This is a genomic window from Clostridium merdae (assembly GCF_900176635.1).
Lineage (GTDB): Bacteria > Bacillota > Clostridia > Oscillospirales > Acutalibacteraceae > Faecalispora > Faecalispora merdae.
Window position 1 is genome coordinate 1,187,515 of record NZ_FXLN01000004.1, and the last position, 24,358, is coordinate 1,211,872.

The following is a 24,358-nucleotide window of genomic DNA, read 5'->3' on the forward strand; positions in this document are numbered from 1 at the left end:
AAAAAGCTCCTTTCTTTTCTTTGAACAATCGGAAAGAACTCTAAATTATTTCTTTTTCTTATCTTGTACCGGGCTGCATGTTTTTTTACCAAACAGCTTACTATTGCGCTGCAAGCCACTTCTGCGGTAACGAGAGTAAGCATCAATTGCAACGGCTGCAATGATAACAATGCCCTTTACCACACTATGGTAAGTGGAGGGCACACCCATTAGGCGCAGACCGTTACTGAGCATACCAACCAACAGTGCGCCGAACATAGCACCCTGCAAAGAGCCTTCACCGCCCATGAGGCTGGTACCACCCACAACAATGGCGGTAAGAACATCATTTTCATAGCCGGCAGCCGCTTTCGCAATTGCCTGCTGGTTCATACTTGCCAAAACAATACCGGCTAAGGCTGCAGTAAATCCAGAGATAACATAAGCTGCAACCTTTACCTTTTTACTGGATATACCAGAAAGGTCAGACGAAACATCGTTGCCGCCAACCGCATAAATTTTACGGCCGAACGTGGTATGGTTTAAGATGAAATAACAAATAAGTGCCACTACGGTTAAAATGTAAATGGAGAATGGTATCCCCAACAGTCTACCGCCGCCGATGAAGGTAAAGGAGGCAGGTTTCAGGCAGTTAATAACTTGGTTGCCAGTAAGAAGCTGTGCAATACCGTAAATAATGTTCTGAGAAGCCAAAGTAATTAAAAATGCCGGAACATTAAATTTAGCTACCAAAACACCGTGGACAAGACCTGCAATCATACCGGACGCAAGACCAAGCAGCACGCCCAGAATGACTCCTGTTGTGCTGTACCCAAAATGGATAACAGTGAGAACCACACAGGCACCGCTCATAGCGGCAACCGCACCAACGGAAAGGTCGATACCGCCTAGCAGAATGGGAAAAATCGTACCGCAAACCATCACACCATAAATGGAGATGGCAAGGAAAATACTCATAAAGTTACTGCCGGTGAGGAACACGCCCGGCTGAATGATGGTAAGTACAACCATAAGGCCGATTAGAATTAACGGTTTTTGAAGAAATCCCATCCATTCCTTTATGCTCTTATGCTGCAAATTCTGCAACAGTTTCATTTGGACTCCTCCTCTCCGTCAATACCAGATGCCGCCATCAGAATATCTTCCTGGGTAATGACACCATCGCTAAACTCTTTGAAGATATGGCCTTTGCGGAACACCAGAATACGTTGCGATACTCGTAGCAGCTCCTGCAAATCGGAGGAAACCAAAATAACAGAAACGCCGTTTTCAGCGAGATTTTCAATAATCTTGTAGATTTCATCTTTCGCGCCAACGTCAATACCAGCAGTTGGTTCATCAATGAGCAGTACCTTTAAATCACGTGTCAGCCATTTGCCCAAAACTACCTTTTGTGCGTTACCGCCGGAGAGATTCCCAACCGGTACAGCAGCATTATTTGGGCGAATGTCAAGCTGGCGAACTGTATCAACGCCAATCTTCTTTTCTTCAGAAAGATTTACGACGCTTGCCTTGCTCAGCTTGTCGTAATTGGTTATTGCCACATTGCGCGAAATGGAGAGAAGCGGAACAAAGCCTTGCGTTCTGCGGTCCTCCGGTACCAAGCCAAAGCCCTTTTGAATGCGCTGACCAACGGAACCGGTGAGCGGCTTGCCCTCAAATTCAATGGTACCGCTGTCGTATTTATCTGCGCCAAAAATGCAGCGCAATACTTCGGTACGGCCGGAACCAACCAGACCGCCAATACCAAGAATCTCCCCCTTATGCAGGGTAAAATGAATGTTTTCAAAAACACCCTTACGGGTTATCCCTTTTACTTCGAGCATTGGCTCAGAAGTGGGTTTTTTAAGCTTGTTTGAAGCGGTGCTTTCGCTCAGCTCTTTACCAATCATCATCCGAATCACTTCGGACGGGTCAATCTGCTCTTTTTCAAGGCAATCTACCTTACGGCCATCACGAAGAACGGTCAAGCGGTCTGCTAAGCGGAAAACTTCTTCCAAACGGTGAGAAATATATAGAATGCTAACCCCCTTTTCACGAAGCTGACAGATAATTTCAAAAAGCTGCTCCGATTCCTTGCTGCTCAAGGAAGCCGTCGGCTCATCCATGATAATCAAAGAGGAATCTTCGCTGAGTGCTTTCAAAATTTCAACCATCTGCCGTTGCGCAATGCTAAGGGTTTCGACAATATCATCTGGTGAAAAACCAAAATCGTAGTCTTCAATCAGCTGTTTTACTTTTTTGTGCATCTCCTTAATCTTAAGGACCCCAAACACGTTGTTTTCTTTCCCCAGCATAATGTTCTGGGCAACGCTCAAGGTAGGAATCAGGCTCAATTCCTGGTAAATAACGCCGATTCCCAATTTAGAGGAATCGTTACGGCTTGTGATTTCACAATCGCTGCCGTTAAAGTGGATTACACCGCCATCCTTGGGGTAAACACCGGTTAAAATCTTAATTAAAGTGGATTTACCGGCTCCGTTTTCACCCATTAAGGCATGTACTTCTCCTTTGGCGATGTTTAAATCAACACCCTTCAGCACACGAACGCCGTTAAAGCTTTTTTCAATGCCCGACATTTGAAGCAGAGTTTCTCTTGCCATTGCTACGCCGCCTCCTTTGCCTCGTCCGTAAGTTGTTGAGCTTTCGTTTTCTTCTCTTCCATGTATTTGTTGTACACAGAATCAAATACAATCATTACCACGATGACTGCACCCTTAATAATCAGCTGGGTCGCAGTTGGCAGGTTATATTTATATATGCCGTTTGTTAAAACAGCCATAAACAACGTACCGATTACGGTACCAAAAATATCGCCGCGGCCACCGCTGAACGCACAGCCACCAACGACTACGGCAGCAATAACGTCGAACTCTAGGCCAATGCCGGTGTCTGGTGTTACGCTGCGCATTTTACCCATGAGGAACAATGCAGCAACACCGCAGCAAAAACCGGTGAGTGCAAATACAGAACGCTTAATTCGGTCTGTATTGATGCCGGACAAATCGGCAGATTTACGGTTTGCACCTACTGCATAAGTATAAACACCAAGCTTTGTTCGTTTCAGTAAGAACTGCCCGACGACTGCAATAATAAAGAACGCAATGATTGCCAAATACACACCGTTGATGCTTCCGCCCAAAATCAAGATGGCGGGGTTATCAATCACGCGGTTGCTAATCATACCGGTTGCGGTGCGAATGGCCAAAATGAGTGCCAATCCACGGAATAGGAACTGGGTAGAAAGAGTTGCGATAAAGTCTGGCAAACGAAGGAGCGTCACCAAAACTCCGTTCAAATATCCGCCAACTGTACCAGCCACAACGGCAATCAGCATGATAATCGGGGCCGGAATGTTTGTGTAATAAAGCAAATTGGCGCATAACATAGATACGCAGCCAACCAAAGCACCGGTAGACAAATCAATACCCGCAGTGATAATAACGAATGATACACCAACCGCAATAATACCGACCGTTGCGCTTTCTCTTAATAATGTAAACAGATTGTTAGCGGTAAAAAAGTAAGGACTGCTCAAACCAAAAATCATAACCAAAACGAGCAGCATACCTACTGAAACCAATCTGCGAACGGTTTCCTGACGCACAATCGAATCCTCCTTCGATCAAATTGAAAGTTTAAAAAGCAAAGGCAGCGAGAGTTGTTTTTATACCTCGCTGCCCTCTTAGTCAAAAATTACCAGCGAATGTCTTTGCTGATAGAAGATACGGTCTCTTTGGTAGCAACAATGGGAGCCATTTTGATGATAGGAGTCTGGGTATAAGCACTTGTATCTGCTTCAGAACCAATGAGATACATTGCCAAACGAGCAGCAGTTGCGCCCTGGTCGTAGCAGTTGGTGTAAATGGTACCAGCCATTTTGCCTTGCTCAATGTACTCGAGTGCTTTCTTCTCGCCATCAGCGCCCCAAATCTTAATGTCTTTCAAACGGCCGGCAGCCTCGGCAGCCTGAGCGGCACCCTCAGCCATTGCATCGTTGTGGCAGAACACAGCGTCGAGCTTGCTGTACTTGGTAAGGAAATCGTTCATAACAACGTTTGCCTTTTCAGTTAGCCATTCGCCGCTCTGTGCGTCTACGATTTTAACATTTTCATATTTCTTCATTTCATCACGGAAACCAGCTTCCAGAATCTCACCGCGGGTTGCACCGGGTGTAGCTTGAATAATAGCAACGTTGCCCTGCTTATTAATGGATTCTGCAATGGATTTTGCTACCAGCGCACCGGCCTCGTAGTCAACCATCGCGATTAAGCCTGCATGAGGAGTGGAAGCATCGAGGTTCAAAGTAATAACCGGAATACCAGCCTTTTCAGCCTGCTGAACAGAGCCAGCCAAAGCAGCGGAATCGGCAGCCTGAAGAATAATTGCATCGTACTTCTGGTTCACGAGGTCCTGCATAATCTGCACCTGAGTTTCAGCAGAAGCCTTACCATCAAAGCGCTGGAAAGTAACATTCTCAAACACAGCCAGCTCTTTTTGTGCGCCGTCGCCCCAAGCAGTAGCGACCGAGTCACCAATTACGTTGGGAACAAATGCAATTTTAACAGGATCCGCATAGGGTTTTTTCACCGCAGCTGTTGCAGTCGAACCGGAAGAAGCAGCGGGAGCTTTCTGTTCGCCATCCACCTTTACTCCACCGCAACCAGTCAGCGCTGCACTGAGTGCCATCGTAGCAGCCAATGCCAAACAAAGTACCTTCTTTTTCATTCTTATTCCTCCTTCAATTTTCATGCCGTTCTGCTTTTTAATTTAGTTTGTCCCATCATCTTGTATACAACATGTATACAAGATGCGGTAAAAAAATAAATGCTGTATGACAGCACCGGCATTTTATAGGCCTTATGCCCTTTGCAAGTAACAGAATACAGCAAAATTTATATAAAGTCAATGAATAGAAGTCAAAAACAAGCAGAAAAAGATTTGTTAAAATTGCACAATACAATTAGCTCATCATGGCATTAATAGCAGCAAGTTTCGAGCGCTGTAGGTGTTCCTTCATCGCCTCCGCTGCCTCTTCATACTTTTCATCTAACAAATAGGAAAAAATTAACATATGCTCTTCGTGGGTTTCTTGAATACGATGCTCTATTTTTTGCCCCGATAAAATACGGATGCGATGATTCTGTGCATAAATGCGCGACATCAGCTCCGAAAAATAAGCGTTATTGCTGGCACTGATTAGCATTTGGTGCAGGTCGTTATCTGCCGCATACACGGTTGTTCTTTCTCCAGCCATCTCAATGACCGTAATCTTCTTTTTTACGGCTAGCAAAACCTCGCGCGAAATGTTGGCAGCGTAATTGCGAATAATATACGGCTCCACCAACTCGCGAACCTCAAATATCTTATTAATATCGCCCAGCACTATATCGCATACCACCACACCCTTTTTAGGCAGAATGCGAACGAGGTTTTCCTGTTCTAATTTATTGAGCGCCTCACGTATGGGAGTACGGCTAGCTCCCACCTGTTCCATCAATTCATTTTCTACCAAAAAAGAGGATGGCATGTATTCACAATTGATAATTTTTTCTTTGATCAGGCGGTATGCCTTTTCTTTTAAACTATCATTAACCATTGTATTCTCCTAAATCAAAATAAAATCATACTAATATTAACAGCTAGTTATGAAAAAGACAAGCCCTTAACAAGGAAACCATTCCCCGAAAAGCTTCTTTTTCGTCTCTCGGCTAAATACACTCGTTTTAAAACAGTCTTTCATCTCCGCTTCACTTTCTCATAATTTGTTTGCAATACTACTTCGTAGTCTATCTGTATTCGCAGCATCTGCTGCTAAATCCTCATGCAGGTCTGTAATTGGGTCTCCCTTAACTGCAAAGTAAGCGGCCGTAAACGGTACTCCGCTCGCCGCTACAGGGTAAATACCTGTTGTATGGTCTACAAAATAGGCGTCGTAGCCGCCTTCCTTAATTTGCTCCGGAGTCAGGTTGCGCGTGAGCTGATACACAATGGTGCCAACCATTTCGAGATGCCCTAGTTCTTCCGTACCAATATCGGTTAATATTGCTTTTAGTTCCGGGTACGGCATGGTATAACGCTGACTCAAATAACGAAGCGATGCGCCGAGTTCCCCATCTGGACCACCACACTGTAATAAGGTATGTTTTTCTACTGGTAAAATACAATTTCAATGCTTTTGTTTCTTCGGTCGAACACAATGTGGTCAACAAACGAGCGAAGTAATTCATTTTTTATTTTATTACTAATGTTTTTATTTTCTAAAAGACTCAGTATGCTCTCCTCAAAGGGCTTTGCTTCCGGCTCTCTGTTTTGCTGCAAATTAAACTCACAGCGAAGCTTTTGAATGGTTTTGCTAATACAATCTTTGGTGTTTTTGTATTCTTCCAGCGTATCGATTCCGGAAGCATACGCCTCCTTCGCCCGTAATAATCGATTTTGCTGGTGCCTGATTGCTTTTTCTGTAACACGGTACAGTTCATCTGTACTTTCGGCCGTGCATAACGGACTTATTAAAATACTGTCTTTACTTAGCGCTTCACGAATACCACTTAGAACTAAGGAATAGAGCTTCTGAATGGAAATGCTATGGGATGTATTACAGCGACCATGATTATAGTTCACGCATTGCAGATTTGCTTTCCCTAATTTCACAAGCATGCCTCGGCAGGCTGCGCAATGCACTAGGCCACGTAAAAGGTACTCCCCCCGCAATGGCTCTTGCCTTGCGTGTGAGCAATACTCTTGCCGCTGTTTTTTTCTCCGCTGCGCCCTCTTCCACGTTTCTTCATCAATAATTGGCTCGTGGATACCGGGCAGAATTGTTTTGGTTGTGCCGTTGCCCTTGGCCTCGCCTCTGCTTGGAGTCCAGCGAATTTTACCAAGATAAACGGGGTTGTTCAAAACATATTCTACCGTTCTCCCTGCCCATGGGTTGCCCCGGTTTGTCCTTACGCCCATTGCATTCAATTTGCGCGCAATACCGGTAACACTCTTCCCCGCCAGGTACTCTTTAAAAATCATACGAACAAGCTCCGCTTGCTCCGGCTCAATGATATATCGTTTTTCTACCATTTGGTACCCAAATGACGGAATGGAGACTGGCTCCCCTCTCCCCGTCTTTTCGCTCATTCCCCGGGTAACTTCTTCCGCTAAATTGATGCTGTAATATTCATCCATTGCCTCAATGATTGCTTCCATAAGAATAGACATTTTGTCATCACCGAGTGCTTCGGTAATGGAGATAACATCAATCCCCAGCTGCCTGCGAAGCATTGTTTTATAAACGATGCTGTCTTGCCGACTGCGGGCGAATCGGCTGAACTTCCACAACAATATTGCCTCAAACGGTTTTGGTTTGCGCTTGGCAATACCAATCATTCGGTTAAACTGCGTGCGGTTTTTCGTTGATTTACCGCTAATGCCTTCGTCTGCAAACAGGTATTCGTCCGGTACAACCATTCCATTTCGTGCGGCATATTCGCGTATTAGCCGAATTTGGCTGTCAGGGCTATATTCCGCTTGATCTTCGGTAGAAACTCGGATATACGCCGCCGCTATTCTCATTTTGCTTTGCTCGCCCCATTCTTTAACGATTCTCTAACTGTATATGAAAAATTCACTCCAATTATTCAATTGCCGATTTAGCCTCTCTTTCTTCTGTTATGTATTCCTAAGGATGTCATAGGACAAATGGGTACCCCCATAAGCTTTACGGTGGAGGTGGGGAAATTGGCCAAATCAGAATACTTTACCGTTACTACATCAATACGCCTTACGAACGAAGCGGAGCTACCCTGGGCAAAAAGCGTTGTGGAATTAACAAAAGAAAACGGAGAATACCAATGCACCTGCAATGATACAAAGTTTTACATAGAGCAAAGTGAACGCGATGGGTACGAACAGGCGATGCGACAACAGATAAGTGAGCAATTGTCTGCTCATTTTTCTGAAATCTGCTCCGTTTTACACCCCAGGCTGCAAAGCCTATAGAACAAAAAAACACCGCACCCATAAACGAGTGCGGTGAAACGGGCTCTGTTTAATTTAATAGCCATACTCCACAGCTTAAGTACGCCGCAAATGTAGTCCAAAGGAAATAAGGAATTTGCAGATATGCCGCTGATTTACGGCACTGAGAAAACAAACGAATCATGATGATGATGAGTACCCATAACAAAAGCAACCAGAGGAAAGCCGCGAAGAAAGCCCGCAAATTAAAGAAGATAATCGACCAGAAGAAATTTACTGCAAGCTGAATGAGATATACCATGAGCGCTTGCCGTTTGCCTTCACAGCTCGATGTGTAAATTAAATAAGCAGAAATGCCCATTAAAAAGTATAGGATTGCCCACGCTATTGGGAATACAGAGGTTGGAGGCGAAAGCGGTGGCTGCTGAATTTGTTGGTATAGCCCATAACTATCTTTGGTTACAAAACCAGCTAAGGCGCCGGTGCCCAAACTAAGAGCAAGGCTGGCAATCAGCGGTTTCCATCGAATGGTGAAGCAAAACATTTTCTCCCCTGCTTTCTTCTTAATTTATAGAATCCCCTCGGCACTAGTGTATGCGTTTTATCTCGCATTTTATGCAGAACTTTGTAAAATCTGCCTTATAGCTCCATTATATCTTCATAGCTAAAAAATTCAAGAGTATGATGGGAAAACGTCTGTATTATCAGGCCTTTTTATTTGTAATAGGCGTTGTTCTCTTTTCCCTTTAAGCCCATTCCATCATTTTGTGTAAAAGCAATCAGCTCGCGGTTAAACCGCTCCATTTGATCATAGAACAGAAAATGCCCGCACTGCTGAAAAGGCACCAGCTTCGAGTTTGCAATCCCTTTATTCTGTGCCACGGCTAGCGGGTATAAACACACTCGGTCGTTTAAGCCGTGCAGAATCAACGTGGGTACATTCACTTTTGCCATGTCGTCAAATAGCACTTCATTTATCCAAGTGTTTGCAATAGCTGCCGTTGACCAGCTTGCCGCCTGCAACCCCAATTGAAAAATCCAATCTAAAATGGGCTTGCCTACGCAGTGGTAGAATATCATGTTACCAAAGCCAATTAGCATTTTGGGGCGATCCTTATACGTTCCTTGAATAATATCGAGCACGGCTTTCTTTTGCAAACCATAGGGGAAATTCGGCCGCTGAATCAGGCTGGGGGCGGCTGCGGCAAACAGCGCCAGTTTGGATACCCCATACCCGTTATGTCTTGCCATATAGCGCAGGCAAATAGCGCCGCCGGTGGAGTGACCGCCCAGCGTTATGTTCCGCAGCTGCAAAGCCTCAATGACCGCCCGCAGGTCATCTGCCAAACGGTTGTAGTCGTAACCGCTCCATGGTTTATCGGAGAGGCCAAATCCGCGGCAATCAATCGCAATGCAGCGGTACCCTAGTTTGGGGAGCTGATTTAATTGATACTCGAATAAAGTATGGTTGCCCGGCCAACCGTGAACAAACAGTATGGTTTTATCACCACCCGGATTCACATCTTCTACGAAGATTTTCACATTGGCTTCCACTGTTACATAATAGCCCAAAACCTCATCTCCTTTTCCTATATAAAATATTCTCACTCGATTTTGTCTATGCGTATGTTAATAAATCTTTCTAGGAAAATAGAACTTTTATATATCAATTTTGAAGAATGCAATTCATTTTTAATACCTACTTGCAGTGTGGCCCACCATACTGTGTCATAATGATTTTTGCCAGAGCAGGGTTGGGGTTTTTAATCTTTACCGGGTATTGCAATCTTTTCTCATAAACCCACATTAGTTATCCACCTCCTCTTCAATTTCCCACGGCCACGGTCCGGTTATCCAAGCCCACCGGCTGGTTTGGTTGCTGGTTTCTCCCATGGGTCCGTAGGCATCCTCATAGTTCTTTGTTAATTCATCAATCTTCTTTCGGGTTTCTTCTAGTTTCTTCGCTGCCTCGCAATTGTTAGGGTGGGTGTCTAAAAAGATGTGCAGCTCCCACGACATAAAGCGATACGAGTTAATTTGCCGCATGAGTCTTTCTTGTTCCGTCATCTTAACACACCCCTCTTCCCTGTAAACGGTTTATCCAAATCTGGGAAAATAGTGCCTTGGGTAAACCCCTTTTCTGCCGGATACGTTGTATCAAATTGCTGGAAGGGTACATAAGCCATGGCTACGACGGTCTGCGCCGGGAGAGGAGTTACCTCTACCGTCAACTCACAGCTTTGCATGCTGTGCATCCCCTGAACGCTCTGCATATTTTGCATGTTCGAGTTGCTTTGCATGTTTGGCATATTCGACATGTTTGAACTGCTTTGCATATTAGGAGTACTCTGCGCTCCCTGCACGCTTTGCATATTCTGGTTGCTCTGTGCGCCCTGCACACTTTGCATGTTCGGAGTGCTTTGTGCGCCCTGCACGCTTTGCATGTTCGGAGTACTCTGTGTGCCCTGCACACTCTGCATGTTCGGAGTGCTCTGTGCACCCTGCACACTTGGCATATTGGGGTTACTCTGCGCGCCCTGCACGCTTGGCATGTTGGGGTTACTCTGTGTGCCCTGCACGCTTTGCATATTGGGGTTACTCTGTGTGCCCTGCACGCTTGGCATATTGGGGTTACTCTGCGCGCCCTGCACGCTTTGCATATTGGGGTTACTCTGCGCGCCCTGCACGCTTTGCATATTGGGGTTACTCTGCGCGCCCTGCGAGTTCTGCATTGCCTGCGTGTTTTGCAGGTTTTGCATATACTGCAGGTACTGATTATCTGTCATTCTTCTCGTGTTCCCCTTTCGCTTAAATCTAAAGCTTATCCCATAACAGAATATGCCAGCAGAATAATCCAAGTGCCTGTTCTCTTCTGAAATTAAACAGAAAGCCTATTCTGCAAACCCATTTCCAGTAATCCATTGCAAGACCGTAGGAATAAAGAGAGTTTATTTTCCTAATTCACAAATTGTGACTATAATTAATTCAAATAAAAGAATCCTGCACAAAAAAACCTAAGTTATCGCTATGATAACTTGGGTTTTCTTTTAATGAATCTCTATTTCTTTTTCTCTTACATAATTGGGGCAAACAGATTTAATATGCTGTTAAAGGCACGCGTATACCAGCTGGTGCGGCATTCAGCATGCACTACTTGGCTGCACTGCGAAAGTGACATCTCGAATTCATCTCGCATATTGCCAACTGCCGGGCAGCGGAACATCCACACCGCACATTCAAAGTGCATATAAAAGCTGCGGTAATCAAAATTAATTGTGCCAACGATTCCGTATTCATCATCACATACAACGGTTTTCGCATGATTAAAACCCGGTAGGTACTCGTAAATCTTGACTCCGTTTTTTACTAGGAACTCATAGTTTGCACGAGTGACCCTATAAACCAGCTTCTTATCTGGAATATGCGGCGTAATAATGCGCACGTCTACACCGCTTTTGGCGGCATTGCAAAGCGCTGTAATTATCTCGTTATCCGGTATTAAATAAGGTGTATTAATATAAAGATATTTTTTGGAACGACTAATCAAGTTCAGGTACACATTTCGGCATACCGGCTCCCAATCCAGCGGATTATCGCTATAAGGAATTACGTAACCACCCTCGCATAGTTCATCCGGTTCCGGCTCGACGCGAAATTTTTCATAGTCCTCTGTAATTTTACGCTCAAACCCCCATAAGGAAAGGAACATTACGGTAAAATTCCAAACCCCTTCTCCGCGAATCATCACTGCGGCATCTTTCCATTTTCCAAACCTGGGAGTTAGGTTAATGTATTCATCGGCAAGGTTTACACCGCCGGTAAAGGCAACCTTACCATCAATCACTACAATTTTACGGTGGTCACGGTTATTCATTAAAGTAGATAAAAACGGCACAAAGCTGTTAAATACACAGCACTGAATCCCCATTTTATTAAGGCGGCGGCTATATTTAAAGGGAAGTGTAAATAAACAGCCCATATCATCGTACATTACGCGAACCTCTACACCCTCTTTGGCTTTCTGCGCAAGGATTTCGAGTATAGTGTCCCACATAACGCCTTCACGAATGATAAAGTATTCTAAAAAAATGAAGTGCTCTGCCTTTTTGAGTTCCTCCACCAATGCAAGAAATTTCGCTTCTCCACTTGGAAAATAGACCGCAGAGTCATTCCGGCTGGCAGGGCAATTGGAGTAACGCTGCAAATACTGCGCCTGCGCACCGGCATCTGCATTCAATTGGCTAATTTTTTCCAAAATCTGTGGGTCTTGCTTTAAATAGGTGCGAAAGCTTTGGTTTTCAAGTGAAACACTGCGCCGAATGAACCGATTATGGCGGCTGCGACCAAACATAAGGTAAATGAGACCGCCAAATATGGGAAAAAGTAAAATAGAAACACACCATGCAAACTTATAGGTTGGGTGAAGCTCGCCGGTATTCAATATCCATAGCAGTACTGCAATGCTAATTACATTACAAATGCCGTAAAACCAAACATAATAACTGCTAAACTGTGTAATCATCAGCAGCAGTACCGCAATTTGAACTAAAATTGCAAATGCAATCATAGAGGTGCGGCTAAGCAAACTTTGCAGAATCTTCTTCATACAGTCCTTCCTTTGCGATTAGGGGATTCTTGTCAAACCAGTGGGGATACGCTATAATAACCTCACGCCGCTTGCCAAAGCAAAGCTTTGGGCGGCTGGGAGAGCATTGAAGCATCAGCCTTAATATAATGACTTGTTTCTTCTCAATTCATGATTGTTAAGCTCGGATGCTATAATAACCTCACGCCGCACTCAAAAGCGTAGCTTTCTAATTTATATGGGTATCCTCTAAATGAGGCTCATTTTGCTAATTAACGTAAAAAAACACGTTTGTATTACCTCAAAACGTTTATTTTCTGCTATAATAACAGAAAATCATGTGTATTGGTATCTCAATAAAAAGTATGTTTCATCTTTTTTATATTTTTAATAGATTCAGGGACATAAATCCCTTTGTAAGAGGAGGCCACTTGATTGAAAAATTACGCTTTAATTACCGATGCTACTTGTGATCTTCCCACGGAAGTATTAGATAAGCTGGATGTTCGCGTTATTCCTATGGAATTTCAAATTGGAGGAACCCTCTACCAGCACTACCCAGACGCACGTGAAATGAGCTTTGCTACTTTTTACGAGCGGATGGCAGCAGGAGAAACACCCTCTACCTCACAAGTAAACCAGCTTACTTATATGAAATATTTTGAGGCTATACTCGAAGCTGGTATGGACGTGCTCTATTTGAGCTTTACCTCTGGTTTGAGCGGTACCTACCAGTCTTCCCTCATTATAGCCACTGAATTACAGGAAAAATACCCCGAACAGAGAATTGTTTGCATCGATTCCTTATGCGCTTCCATTGGTCAAGGCTTATTTGTGCTATTGGCTGCGCAGAAAAAGCAAGAGGGTTACACAATTGATGAGATGGTTTCATGGGCACAGCAAAGTCACCTGCACATTGCCCAATGGTTTACTGTGGATGACCTCAATCACCTTCGCCGTGGCGGCCGCATTTCCTCGGTTGCCGCACTGGCTGGCTCCGCTTTGGGAATTAAGCCCGTACTGCACGTAGACAGCGAAGGCAAGCTTGTTGCGGCACAAAAGGTTCGCGGCCGTAGAAAATCGATGGATGCCCTGATTGACCGAATTGCACAAACTGGGATTAACCCGGCAGAGCAAGTTATTTTAATCGGGCATGGCAACAGTGAAAAAGACGCGAAGCAGCTCAAGACCGAAATTCGCGACCGATTCCGCCCAAAAGAGATTATTATTTGCGACATTGGCCCGGTCATCGGTGCTCATGTTGGGCCGGGAATGCTGGCAGTATCGTTCTGGGCAAGTGAAAATTAAACAAGCTTTAGCCATAAAGCGTGACCATCTTTTAGGAACGCTTTTTTGGTTGATAGAGTCATCTTGTAACATTGTCAGGAGGAATGTAACATGCAGAAGAAAGAAATAGCCACTACCAACGCACCAGCCGCCATTGGCCCTTATTCGCAGGCCGTACAAATTGGGGATACCCTGTATACGTCCGGTCAAATTCCAATTGACCCAGCTACCGGCGCTTTGGTACCAGGTGGAATACAAGAGCAGGGAACCCGTGTGTTCCAGAATCTAAAAGCAGTGTTAGAAGAGGCTGGCGCAGATTTTTCGAAGGTAGTGAAAGTGAACGTATTCCTCACAGACCTTAATGATTTTGCCGCTTTAAATGAACTGTACGCCACTTATTTTGAAAAACCCTACCCCGCCCGTTCCTGCGTGCAGGTAGCCGGCCTGCCTAAGGGTGCTTTGGTGGAAATTGAAATGGTGGCCGTACTATAAACTAGATTTCAAAGCGGATGCTTCCAAAGGCATCCTTTAAAACGCTGGATGAGAGCTTGAATTTTTCAAGCTCTTTTTCTGTTAATGTAACCTCTAATATACCGGCAACTCCCTCTCGGTTCACAAAGCTGGGAACACCAATATACACATCCTTTTCCCCATACTGCCCGTTGAGCAAAGTAGAAACAGTTAATATGCTGTTCTCATCACCAAAAATCGCCTTTACAATCCGCACCATCGACATACCAATCCCGTAATACGTCGATTTTTTCGCCGCAATAATTTTTTGTGCGGCGTTTTTTACGTCCTCACTAATGTTTTGCAAATCGGCCAGAGAAAACTTTTCAGGAGATTCTTCTACTATTTTTAATACGGGCTTTGTTCCTACCATCGCCTGCGACCAAGGCACAAATTCACTGTCGCCATGCTCCCCCATTACATAGGCGTGCACATTGCGGGGGTCTGTTCGAAGGTAGCTGCCAAGCAGGTAACGCAGGCGGGCACTGTCGAGCGTTGTGCCCGAACCTATCACACGGCGGGGGTCAAAGCCGGAAAGCTTTTGTGTTACATGCGCCATAATATCCACCGGATTTGTCGCAATCAGAAAGATTCCGTTAAAACCAGACGCAACCACAGGGGCCACCACGGAGCGGAAAACCGCCGTATTCCGCTGAAGAAGATCAATGCGGGTCTCTCCCGGCTTTTGGGCCACTCCGGCACAGATGGCAACAATATCGGCATCCTTGCAGTCCTCATAGCTGCCGGCATAAATCTTCATATGGGAGCCGGAAAACGCAACACCGTGGTTTAAATCCATTGCTTCGCCTTCCGCACGCAGAGTATCAAGGTCGATTAATACGAGTTCATCGCATGCGGTTTGGTTTAGCAGCGCATAGGCGAAGCTCATTCCAACAAATCCGGTTCCAACCAGCACTATCTTTCGAATGTCGTTTTTCACTGAAATTCCCCTCCTATAATTCCGGTTTCCCTTGTTTAAGATTGTTAAAGAATAGTTATTTGAAGTATACCACTTTTTTCCAGTATAGCAAATACTATTTTCCCTTGCTTATCATAGTGCTTGCTTGCAAAATATGAGCACTGATACTTTTGAAGGAAAGGCAGAACAAAAAATGCAGGAGTACGGCTATTCCCAAGCAATTTTAGCGCTCGACTTTTACCAAAGCAACTATTTGCTTTGTAGTTACATACAGCTTTATTATCACACAAACATTTTTAGTATAACCTCAATTTTTATCTTTACAAAGAACATACGTTCCAGTATAATAAAAGAGGTTTTTTTTAATTCTATTTTTACCAGTAAAAAGCAAGGAGGGTTTGGCATTTGCAAACGTTGGATAAGCTTCAAATATTATCGGACTCTGCGAAGTACGACGTAGCCTGCACCTCCAGTGGAGTAGACCGTGGAGCCTCTGAAAACGGCGGTATGGGAAGTGCCGTCTCCGGAGGAATCTGCCACAGCTTTTCAGCAGACGGGCGCTGTATCTCTCTGCTAAAGGTACTTATGACCAATAGCTGTGCTTACGACTGCAAATATTGCGTCAACCGCAGAAGCAACGACGTTCCCCGTGCCACCTTTACGCCGAGGGAACTGGCGGACTTAACCATGAACTTCTACCGCAGGAACTACATTGAGGGCTTATTTCTCAGCTCTGGAATCTTAAAATCTCCTGATTACACCTGCGAGCGGATGATTGAGGTGCTTCGCATTCTTCGTGAGGAATACCGCTTTAACGGGTATATTCACGCAAAGGCGATTCCCGGAGCAGATAGCCTTTTAATCGAACGACTTGGCTCTCTGGCGGATCGCATGAGCGTAAACATTGAAATGCCTTCCCAAAAGAGCCTTGCCCTGCTCGCACCGGATAAATCCAAAACCAACATCTTAAAGCCGATGGGCTTTATTACGGGGAGAATCAAAGAAAACAAAACTGATTTGGTTCGTTACCGCCATACCCCAAAATTCGCACCGGCGGGGCAAAGTACGCAAATGATAATTGGCGCAACGCCGGACAGTGATTTTCAAATTCTGAAGCTTACAGAAGGGTTATACCGCCGATACGAACTCAAGCGTGTTTTCTTTTCGGCATATATTCCTGTTTCAAACGACCCTCTTCTGCCTGCCCTTACGGTTCGCCCCCCTCTGCTACGCGAGCACCGGCTATACCAGGCAGATTGGCTGCTGCGTTTTTATGGCTTTTCAGCAGATGAACTACTGGATGAAGCACACCAAAGCTTCCACCCCATGCTAGACCCCAAATGCAACTGGGCACTGAACCATTTGGAGCAATTTCCAGTAGATGTAAATCGCGCTCCCTATGAAGCCATTTTAAGAGTTCCGGGCATTGGTGTAAAAAGCGCGGGACGAATTACCGCCGCTCGCCGCTCGGGGACACTGCGAACAGATGATTTGAGAAAGCTGGGCGTTGTAATGAAACGCGCCAGATATTTTATCTATGGAGCGGGACGCGATGAGCGCCCGCCGCCGCTTACCCATGATGCTGTGCTTCGTGCCTTAGTATCGGATTCCTGCAAAGCACTGTTCGAACCGCAGGGAGAACAGCTTTCCTTTTTCCCGAAAGAGACGGCTCCTCAGTTATGGGAAGGGGGTATTTCATGCCTTCCGGGACCCCAGTAGTGCGGGATTACCGTTACGACGGCAGTTGGGACGGCCTACTATGCTGCTTATTTGAGACCTATGAGCGAAAAGAGATACCGCAGGCAGTGTATTCACACGAGACAGTGCAGCAAACACTGTACCCGGCTGTGGAAATCGCCACCGACCCAAACAAGGTTCAGCGCGTAAAAACGGCTATGCTGCCTAAGATTGGCTCGAATGCAAAGCATTTAGCAGAACGGGCTTTTTTAACCTGTCTGCCACAAAAAGAGGTTTGGATTCTCCGCTTTCTTCGGCAGGCATTTCGTTACGGCCCTCAGGTAATGAACCACTTAACAGACCCTGCCGTTCACACCTTAAACAAGGCAGTATTGCATTTACAGCATGAAAGCCACCAATACGAAGGCTTTGTTCGCTTTTCCGTTTCGCAGGGAGCGTTGTGGTCAGTAATTGAGCCGAAAAATCAAGTTCTGCCTCTTTTAGCGCCTCATTTTAGCAAGCGTTTTTGTAATGAGACCTTTTTAATCTACGATAAAACCAATGACCAAGCCTTGGTTTACCAAAATGGACGCTATGAGATATTGCCCTTACTTGCATTTGAGCCACCAGAACCAGATGAAACTGAGCAGCGTTACCGAACGCTTTGGCATACCTTTTACGATTCGATTAGTATTCGGGACCGTGAGAATTTACGGCTTCGCATGAACCACATGCAAAAACGGTATTGGAAGCACCTTACCGAAATGCAATACCAATTTTACCGAGATTTACAAAGTGAGCCGGATTACGAAAATGACAACGAAACAAAAGAGCAGGGCCCTCCTCGCTCGCAAAATGCCTTACCTCCAGAAACCAACGTGTAAGAGAGCATTACATTTCTATTTAGTAAAATCAGTTCTTCCCTTTCTAAACATTACATCAGTTTTCAATGGATTTCTTTACAACTCTTGCTTTTCGCTTTTCAAAACGGTACGATACTAGAACGGGAAGTATCCCAGTGCTCGCTTTGAAAAGGAGAATCGCATGAAAGCAGTGACACCTGAACAAAAACAATTACGCTCCGCCTTAATCGGTGCGGCGTTTATGACCGGCGCTTCCTCAATTGGGCCGGGCTTTATGGTACAAACCTCTCTATTTACCGCACAATACGGGCAAAGCCTTGCGGCGGCCATTGTTGCCATGATTGTGATTGATACCTTTGCAAAGCTGAATCTTTGGAGTATTTTAGGCGTTTCTGGCTTACGGGGGCAAGAGCTGGCGAACCGTGTGCTGCCCGGTGCCGGGAATATAATCGCCATTTTAGTTACCTTTGGCGGCTTTACGTTTGCAATAGGCAACGTAGGCGGTGCTGCTCTTGGATTAAATGCGGTTTGCGGCCTCCCGCTTATGGTAGGTTATTTTCTTTCCAGTGGTCTGGCGATTTCATTGTTCCTGATGAAGAATGCTTCAAACGGAATTAACCGTGCATCTCAAGTGCTAAGCGTGATGGTTCTACTCATTCTGCTGGTTATGTCCTTTCAAACGGATCCACCGCTCCAGCGTGTGGCAAACGGCATGCTTTTTCCAGAACAGCCTCTTTTACTTCTGGTTCCTCTCATTACTCTGCTAGGCGGCTCTACCGGCGGTTACATTGCATATAGCGGAGCACACCGTTTTTTGGATGCGGGCATTTCTGGTCAAGAAAACCTGAAAGGAATTCGAAAAAGCACGCTCCTAACCTGCGGTATTACAGGGCTTTCGCGCATATTAATTTTTCTTGTGGTATTTGGGGTGTGTGCCGCCGGAGGGAAAGCAGCTGCCGCGGCAATCGAAGCTGCTGAGAACCCCGCAGCACAAGCGTTTTTACTTGGTGCAGGGGAATTGGGGTCACGCCTGTTTGGCGTCGCACTATTCTGTGCCGGTATTACCACTATTATCGGTTCATCGTATACTTCAATTTCCTTTTTAAAAACACTTCATCCTACCATTGCAAAAAATGAAACGTGGTTTATTACTGGGTTTATTGCTTTAGCAACGCTGCTGATTGCTACCATTGGCAAAGCAACTGCTTTACTGGTCATTGCTGGGGTAATCAACGGATTTGTTCTCCCCTTTACGCTTGCCATTACGCTATGGAGTGTTCGAGACAAAAGCATAGTAGGAAAAGACTACCGGCACCCCTGGGTGCTAACAGCAGCTGGAATATTGATTACCTTACTCACTACATACGCTGCCTTTCTCGCACTGCCCTCTTCGCTGGCGATGTTGTTTGACTAATTACGCTTTCTTTTAATTGAGCGCAAAAAAGCTGCTGTTCTGAATTTAGAACAGCAGCTTTTAATATTACAATAAAAAGGATTAAATGGATACTTTGAGAGCGATTCGATATAGTTCTTTATCAAAAGTGCGCTCCATATTCAGGGCTTCGGTAATATCAAAATCAACAATTTGACTGCCCTGCATGGCAACCACACGGTTGCTTTTTCCATCTTCCAGTAGCTTTACCGCATGGTAACCCATTTGTGTTGCCACAACACGGTCACGCAAGGAGGGCGAACCACCGCGCTGCACATGCCCTAAAATGGTTGCACGAGTCTCAATGCCCGTATTCTTCTCTATCTCTTTTGCAAGGTCTTCCACATGGCAGCCGGCACCTTCCGCAACCACAATAATGAAGTGGCGCTTACCGATTTTTTGCGTGTACTGCATCTTCTGGTAAATATCTCGCTCAAAATCGTAGGGCTGCTCTGGCACCAAAATTGCCATAGCGCCAACCGCAATACCGGTATTGAGCGCAATGTCACCACAGCGGCGACCCATTACCTCAACCACACTGCAACGGTCGTGCGATTCTGTGGTGTCGCGCAAGCGATCTACCATTTCCATTGCGGTATTCATTGCGGTGTCGTAACCAATGGTGTACTCACTGCAAGCAATATCGTTATCAATCGTGCCAGGTACACCAATGCAGGGAATGCCCGCCTCGGTTAAATCGCGTGCACCACGGAACGAACCGTCACCACCAATTACAATCAAGCCTTCTATGCCCATTTTGCGGCAGTTATCCGCCGCTTTTTTTACGCCTTCCGGTGTGTTGTATTCTGGGCTACGAGCCGTATAGAGTACGGTTCCTCCATTGTGAATAATGTCTGAAACACTGCGCAGGTTCATTTCTTCCACATCGCAATTGAGCAGGCCGTTATAGCCTCTGTGTACTCCATAAATACCCATTCCGCTGGAAATTGCAGTTCGAACAACGGAACGCACCGCCGCGTTCATTCCGGGTGCGTCGCCACCGCTTGTGAGTACTGCGATTTGCTTCTTCCCCATCTTAGACCCTCCCGATTCAATGATACTGTTGTATTCAGCTAATTGGTTTGAGCTGATGTCGACTAATGGTACTTGCTTTTGCTTTAAAAGAAACTTTATATCGTTATTATACCATCACTATGCGGGCGATTGTATGGAGGAAAGTAGCGATAATATGGATAAATGTTGCATCATTTCACCAATGCCACATTCTCCTCGCCGAGCAGCTCACTGAGTGCCCCCAGCAAAATGTCATTTACACTTACACGGTATTGCATGGGTGCCTGCATTAGCTTTTTCGTGTCTTCAAAATAGAGATATAACGGAGTTGCACCGTCAAACACGGCAATGTATTGCATTGCCTTTCGGTGACAGAAAGAGTCTTGAGATGGCAGCTTTAAATACAGCCCGGGCCGTTTGGACTGCCGTTTTGCCGCAGGCGATATTTGCTCCGGTGAAGCAGTCTGCGGCATTTTGCCGCCCTCCTGCGGGGGCGAAGAGAGAGAATCGCACACTAGCTTCGCGTCCTTTTCTTCCGTTAGGCTCAACCGTCCTTTCGCCACCACAACGTTGCCTTCCGCTACCAGCTCCCCATACCGCTCCAATACATTTGGGAACACCAAAATCTCTAACGAGCCGTACATATCCTCAAGCATTACGAACGCCATGCGACTTCCATTTTTAGTTACCTTTAGCTTAACGGATGAGATCACCCCAAGCAAGGTAATTATTTCTCCATCCGGGTGCCTGCCGGTTTGCTCCTGCGCATCCTCCAAGAGCTCACCTGTGGGCGTTGCGCCAATCTGCTCATACATTTGCAAGTATTTTCCCATTGGGTGGCCGGAAAGATACATGCCGGTTACTTCTTTTTCCATCACTAGCTTATCTGCGTCCGAAAAATCTGGCAATGGGTCAATCGAAAACGTTGGTTCTTCTGCTTGCAGCTGTGGCGTATCAAAAAAGCCGATTTGACCATCCACATTTCTGCGCTTATCCGAATCGAGTGTATCGAGCACCGATTGTATATTCGAGAGCATTTGGTTGCGGTTATAATCTAAGGAATCCAAAGCACCGCACTTCACTAAGCTTTCAAGCGCACGGCGGTTTAAGTCCTTGCCATACATGCGCTTGCAGAATTGATAGAAGGATTCAAAACCGCCGTTTGCATCGCGCTCATGAATTAAATTTCTAAGAAAACCGTCACCCAAATTTTTCACAGCCAGCAAGCCAAAGCGAATGTCCCGCCCTGAAACGGTAAAGCCACGGCGGCTTTGATTAATATTGGGTGGCAGAACGCGAATCCCCATACGGGAGCACTCGGCGATATAGATGGCGATTTTATTGGTATTATCCAGCACACTGGTCAGCAGAGCCGCCATATATTCCCGTGGATAATGGCACTTCAGCCATGCTGTTTGGTATGAGATGGTTGCATATGCCGCCGCATGAGATTTATTAAATGCGTAGGATGCAAAGCTCTCCATTTCACCAAAAATCGCTTTAGCGGTTTCTTCACTCACTCCACGGCGAATACAGCCATCCACTTCCACCGTACCGTCTTCCGCCACAAGACCATATAAGAAAATCGAACGCTCTTTCTCCATTACGGAGGCTTTCTTTTTAGACATGGCACGGCGAACAATATCTGCACGGCCAAAGGAATACCCAGCCAGCGAACGGAAAATCTGCATGACCTGCTCCTGGTACACAATACAGCCATACGTAACTTTCAAAATATCAACTAACAAGGGATGGCGATAGGTGACTTTTTCGGGGTGATGCCGATTCTCAATGTACTTGGGGATAGAATCCATTGGCCCCGGGCGGTAAAGCGAAATAACGGCAATCAAATCTTCAATTGCTTCTGGGCGGAGCTGCATAATCATGCTGCGCATACCACCCGATTCAAACTGAAACACACCGTCCGTTGAGCCAGCGGAAAGCATCTCAAAGACTTTTTTATCGTCAAATGGTATCTTTGAAATGGAAAATGACGCGTCCACCCGTTGTATCGCCTCTTGTGCGTCATTGAGCACAGAGAGATTGCGTAGACCCAGAAAATCCATCTTTAAAAGACCAAGCTCCTCTAAGGTAGTCATCGTGTACTGCGTCACAATGGAATCTCCATTTTTTGCAAGCGGAACATATTCACTTACGGGATGGTCGGTAATTACGACACCAGCCGCATGAGTGGAGGCATTGCGGGGCATCCCCTCAACCTTTCGTGCCATCTCCACCAACTCATGAATCTGCGGGTCAGATTCATAGCGGGCTCGCAGCTCCGAGGATGCGGCAAGGGCTTTTTCAAGCGTTACATTTAACCCGATCGGAACCTGTTTTGCAACCGAATCTACTACATTATAGGGGATTGCCATTGCACGGCCTACGTCACGAAGAGAGCCGCGGGCAGCCATTGTACCAAACGTGACAATTTGCGCTACGTGATCGGCTCCGTATTTGCGCACCACATAGTCAATCATTTCTCCGCGACGCTCATCACTAAAGTCAATGTCAAAATCGGGCATGCTGACTCGCTCTGGATTTAAAAAGCGTTCGAACAACAATTGGTAGCGGATGGGGTCAATTCCGGTAATCCCCACGCAGTAAGCAGCCAGGCTGCCGGCACCGGAGCCTCTTCCCGGGCCAACCGGAATTCCGACAGATTTTGCGTACCGTATAAAATCATATACGATTAGGAAATAATTGACGTACCCCATGCTTTCAATTACACGCAGCTCGTATTCCAACCGCTCAATAATCGATGGGTCAGGCTGTTCTCCATAAAAGCGATGTAGACCCTCAAAGCATAAATTGCGAAAGAAAGCAGCATTTTCTTCCCCATTTGGAGTTTGAAATGCAGGCAGCTTTGTGTTGCCAAACTCAAACTCTACCTTGCAGCGCTCTGCAATAACAACCGTATTATCACATGCCTCCTGCGGAAATAAAGCCCGCATTTCCTCTTCACTTTTCAGGTAGAATTGGTCGGTAGCAAACTCCATCTTATCAGGGTCTTGAATGGTATGGTTGGTTTGAATACACAAAAGAATGAGGTGCATTCGGCTATCCCGCTGGTGGATATAGTGGCAGTCGTTCGTTGCAACAAGAGGTATCCCCGTTTCTTTTGAGAGCCGAAGAATACCATCATTCACAATTTTCTGTTCACGGATCCCATGATCCTGCATTTCTAAATAAAAGTTCCCTTTGCCGAAAATATCTTGGTAACGCAAAGCCGTTTCCCGTGCGGCTGCGTAATCATCATTTGTTAACTGGCGGGGTATCTGCCCTGCCAAACAGGCGGATAGCGCAATGAGCCCCTCGCTGTGCGCCTCAAGAAGTTCTAAATCGACTCTGGGCTTGCTATAAAACCCTTCTGTCCAAGACTGCGACACGATCTGTATTAAATTCTGGTAACCTATATTATTCTCACAAAGCAATACCAGATGGTATGAATCATTATCCAAACCATGTACTTTATCAAAACGAGTGCGGCGTGCCACATATACCTCACACCCGATAATCGGATGAAGGCCATTTTGATTGGCCGCTCTGTAAAAATCCACCGCACCGTACATTACGCCGTGGTCTGTTATGGCTACTGCTGTTTGCCCCTGCTCCTTTACTGCCTTCATTAGGGGGGCGATACGGCATGCTCCATCGAGCAGGCTGTACTCTGTATGAAGATGCAAATGTACAAAACCCATACGCTTGTCCTCCTTTCCTTTACTTCCTTGATGCTTAATTTATTAGCTACATTAATAAAATCTTATGAGGGGCAATCCCTGCGCCAACAGAAAGCTTGCGCATATTGCTAATCTTCTTACAAAAAGAATAAATAATTATTAAGCGGTTGCCACCGCAAAGACATTCTTCTTTATTTTGATTCGCCCCTCAAGCCGGGGCAGGCTCCGCCTTTGGAATCCGTTTGGGAAACGACCCCAAGCCGTAAAACCTTAGCTACTGTAAAGGCGCTCCATTAAAAATGTCCACTCTCCTAACTATGATAAAAAAACAAGTAAGTTGACTCCGTCCGTCGGCGGTCATTTTTAGAGCGCTCTCGTCAGATCGCAGAGACATATATCGCAACTTTTTTTAATTTTTGA

The 24,358-nt window shown here is 45.6% G+C and carries 20 protein-coding genes and 2 pseudogenes; 6 read left to right on the plus strand and 16 right to left on the minus strand.

Annotated features, from left to right (window positions below; genetic code table 11):
- Nucleotides 1-45 precede the first annotated feature (45 nt).
- From CAN90_RS11345 to CAN90_RS11375, 7 genes and pseudogenes are all read right to left on the minus strand, one after another.
- A complete protein-coding gene (locus tag CAN90_RS11345; protein ID WP_242953638.1) occupies nt 46-1,095 on the minus strand; it encodes an ABC transporter permease in 1,050 nt (349 codons plus the stop codon).
- The gene (locus CAN90_RS11350) at nt 1,092-2,603 is read right to left on the minus strand and encodes a sugar ABC transporter ATP-binding protein (protein ID WP_085833930.1); all 1,512 of its coding nucleotides are present in this window, start codon (nt 2,601-2,603) and stop codon (nt 1,092-1,094) included. Before CAN90_RS11350 ends, CAN90_RS11345 begins: the two co-directional genes overlap by 4 nt.
- Before the next feature lie 2 nt (nt 2,604-2,605).
- A complete protein-coding gene (locus tag CAN90_RS11355) occupies nt 2,606-3,607 on the minus strand; it encodes an ABC transporter permease (protein ID WP_085833931.1) in 1,002 nt (333 codons plus the stop codon).
- A gap of 89 nt (nt 3,608-3,696) precedes the next feature.
- Nucleotides 3,697-4,728, minus strand: a complete 1,032-nt coding sequence (locus tag CAN90_RS11360; RefSeq protein WP_085833932.1) for a sugar ABC transporter substrate-binding protein — start codon at nt 4,726-4,728, stop codon at nt 3,697-3,699.
- A gap of 235 nt (nt 4,729-4,963) precedes the next feature.
- A complete protein-coding gene (locus tag CAN90_RS11365; protein WP_085833933.1) occupies nt 4,964-5,599 on the minus strand; it encodes a GntR family transcriptional regulator in 636 nt (211 codons plus the stop codon).
- Between the two features lie 207 nt (nt 5,600-5,806).
- Nucleotides 5,807-6,133 (minus strand): annotated as a pseudogene (locus CAN90_RS11370) (manganese catalase family protein); the annotation flags it as partial.
- 17 nt (nt 6,134-6,150) lie between these two features.
- Nucleotides 6,151-7,566, minus strand: a complete 1,416-nt coding sequence (locus tag CAN90_RS11375; RefSeq protein WP_085833935.1) for a recombinase family protein — start codon at nt 7,564-7,566, stop codon at nt 6,151-6,153.
- A gap of 165 nt (nt 7,567-7,731) precedes the next feature.
- Between CAN90_RS11375 and CAN90_RS11380 the strand changes: the two genes are divergently transcribed.
- Nucleotides 7,732-7,992: a hypothetical protein gene (locus CAN90_RS11380; RefSeq protein ID WP_143750827.1), complete on the plus strand. Its 261-nt coding sequence runs from the start codon at nt 7,732-7,734 to the stop codon at nt 7,990-7,992.
- 49 nt (nt 7,993-8,041) lie between these two features.
- Here the strand turns inward: CAN90_RS11380 and CAN90_RS11385 are convergent, their stop codons facing one another.
- The 6 genes and pseudogenes from CAN90_RS11385 to cls all read right to left on the minus strand — a co-directional run bounded on the left by CAN90_RS11385 (nt 8,042) and on the right by cls (nt 12,577).
- Nucleotides 8,042-8,515, minus strand: coding sequence for a TspO/MBR family protein (locus CAN90_RS11385; protein WP_085833937.1), 474 nt, complete (start codon nt 8,513-8,515; stop codon nt 8,042-8,044).
- 170 nt (nt 8,516-8,685) lie between these two features.
- A complete protein-coding gene (locus CAN90_RS11390; RefSeq protein WP_085833938.1) occupies nt 8,686-9,543 on the minus strand; it encodes an alpha/beta fold hydrolase in 858 nt (285 codons plus the stop codon).
- 139 nt (nt 9,544-9,682) lie between these two features.
- Nucleotides 9,683-9,778, minus strand: a pseudogene (locus tag CAN90_RS11395) (manganese catalase family protein); the annotation flags it as partial.
- Nucleotides 9,778-10,038 (minus strand): spore coat protein CotJB, encoded by a 261-nt coding sequence (locus CAN90_RS11400; protein ID WP_085833940.1) that lies wholly within the window; start codon nt 10,036-10,038, stop codon nt 9,778-9,780. The pseudogene CAN90_RS11395 and the gene CAN90_RS11400, both read right to left, overlap by 1 nt.
- On the minus strand, nt 10,035-10,757 hold the full coding sequence (locus tag CAN90_RS13840; RefSeq protein ID WP_085833941.1) for a spore coat associated protein CotJA: 723 nt from the start codon (nt 10,755-10,757) through the stop codon (nt 10,035-10,037). Before CAN90_RS13840 ends, CAN90_RS11400 begins: the two co-directional genes overlap by 4 nt.
- A gap of 287 nt (nt 10,758-11,044) precedes the next feature.
- Nucleotides 11,045-12,577, minus strand: a complete 1,533-nt coding sequence (cls, locus tag CAN90_RS11410; RefSeq protein WP_085833942.1) for a cardiolipin synthase — start codon at nt 12,575-12,577, stop codon at nt 11,045-11,047.
- 414 nt (nt 12,578-12,991) lie between these two features.
- On the opposite strand from cls, the gene CAN90_RS11415 reads away from it, so the two are divergent.
- Together CAN90_RS11415 and CAN90_RS11420 are read left to right on the plus strand one after the other, a co-directional pair.
- Complete coding sequence (locus tag CAN90_RS11415) at nt 12,992-13,864, plus strand: DegV family protein (protein WP_085833943.1); 873 nt, start codon at nt 12,992-12,994, stop codon at nt 13,862-13,864.
- Between the two features lie 90 nt (nt 13,865-13,954).
- Nucleotides 13,955-14,335 (plus strand): RidA family protein, encoded by a 381-nt coding sequence (locus tag CAN90_RS11420; protein WP_085833944.1) that lies wholly within the window; start codon nt 13,955-13,957, stop codon nt 14,333-14,335.
- 1 nt (nt 14,336) lies between these two features.
- On the opposite strand, the gene CAN90_RS11425 is transcribed toward CAN90_RS11420, so the two are convergent.
- Nucleotides 14,337-15,293 carry an L-lactate dehydrogenase gene (locus tag CAN90_RS11425; RefSeq protein WP_085833945.1) on the minus strand — a complete coding sequence of 319 codons (957 nt, stop codon included), beginning with the start codon at nt 15,291-15,293 and terminating at the stop codon, nt 14,337-14,339.
- 384 nt (nt 15,294-15,677) lie between these two features.
- Here CAN90_RS11425 and CAN90_RS11430 point away from each other — a divergent pair, with 384 nt between their 5' ends.
- The 3 genes from CAN90_RS11430 (at nt 15,678) to CAN90_RS11440 (ending at nt 19,226) form a co-directional block, all read left to right on the plus strand.
- The gene (locus CAN90_RS11430) at nt 15,678-16,991 is read left to right on the plus strand and encodes a putative DNA modification/repair radical SAM protein (RefSeq protein ID WP_085833946.1); all 1,314 of its coding nucleotides are present in this window, start codon (nt 15,678-15,680) and stop codon (nt 16,989-16,991) included.
- Nucleotides 16,970-17,833: a TIGR03915 family putative DNA repair protein gene (locus tag CAN90_RS11435; protein WP_085833947.1), complete on the plus strand. Its 864-nt coding sequence runs from the start codon at nt 16,970-16,972 to the stop codon at nt 17,831-17,833. The genes CAN90_RS11430 and CAN90_RS11435 overlap by 22 nt, the downstream gene beginning before the upstream one ends.
- A 160-nt stretch (nt 17,834-17,993) precedes the next feature.
- Nucleotides 17,994-19,226, plus strand: a complete 1,233-nt coding sequence (locus tag CAN90_RS11440) for an NRAMP family divalent metal transporter (protein ID WP_085833948.1) — start codon at nt 17,994-17,996, stop codon at nt 19,224-19,226.
- 81 nt (nt 19,227-19,307) lie between these two features.
- Here the strand turns inward: CAN90_RS11440 and pfkA are convergent, their stop codons facing one another.
- Nucleotides 19,308-20,279: a 6-phosphofructokinase gene (gene pfkA / locus CAN90_RS11445; protein WP_085833949.1), complete on the minus strand. Its 972-nt coding sequence runs from the start codon at nt 20,277-20,279 to the stop codon at nt 19,308-19,310.
- A 170-nt stretch (nt 20,280-20,449) separates the two neighbouring features.
- Nucleotides 20,450-23,959 (minus strand): DNA polymerase III subunit alpha, encoded by a 3,510-nt coding sequence (locus CAN90_RS11450; RefSeq protein ID WP_085833950.1) that lies wholly within the window; start codon nt 23,957-23,959, stop codon nt 20,450-20,452.
- Nucleotides 23,960-24,358: the final 399 nt, after the last annotated feature.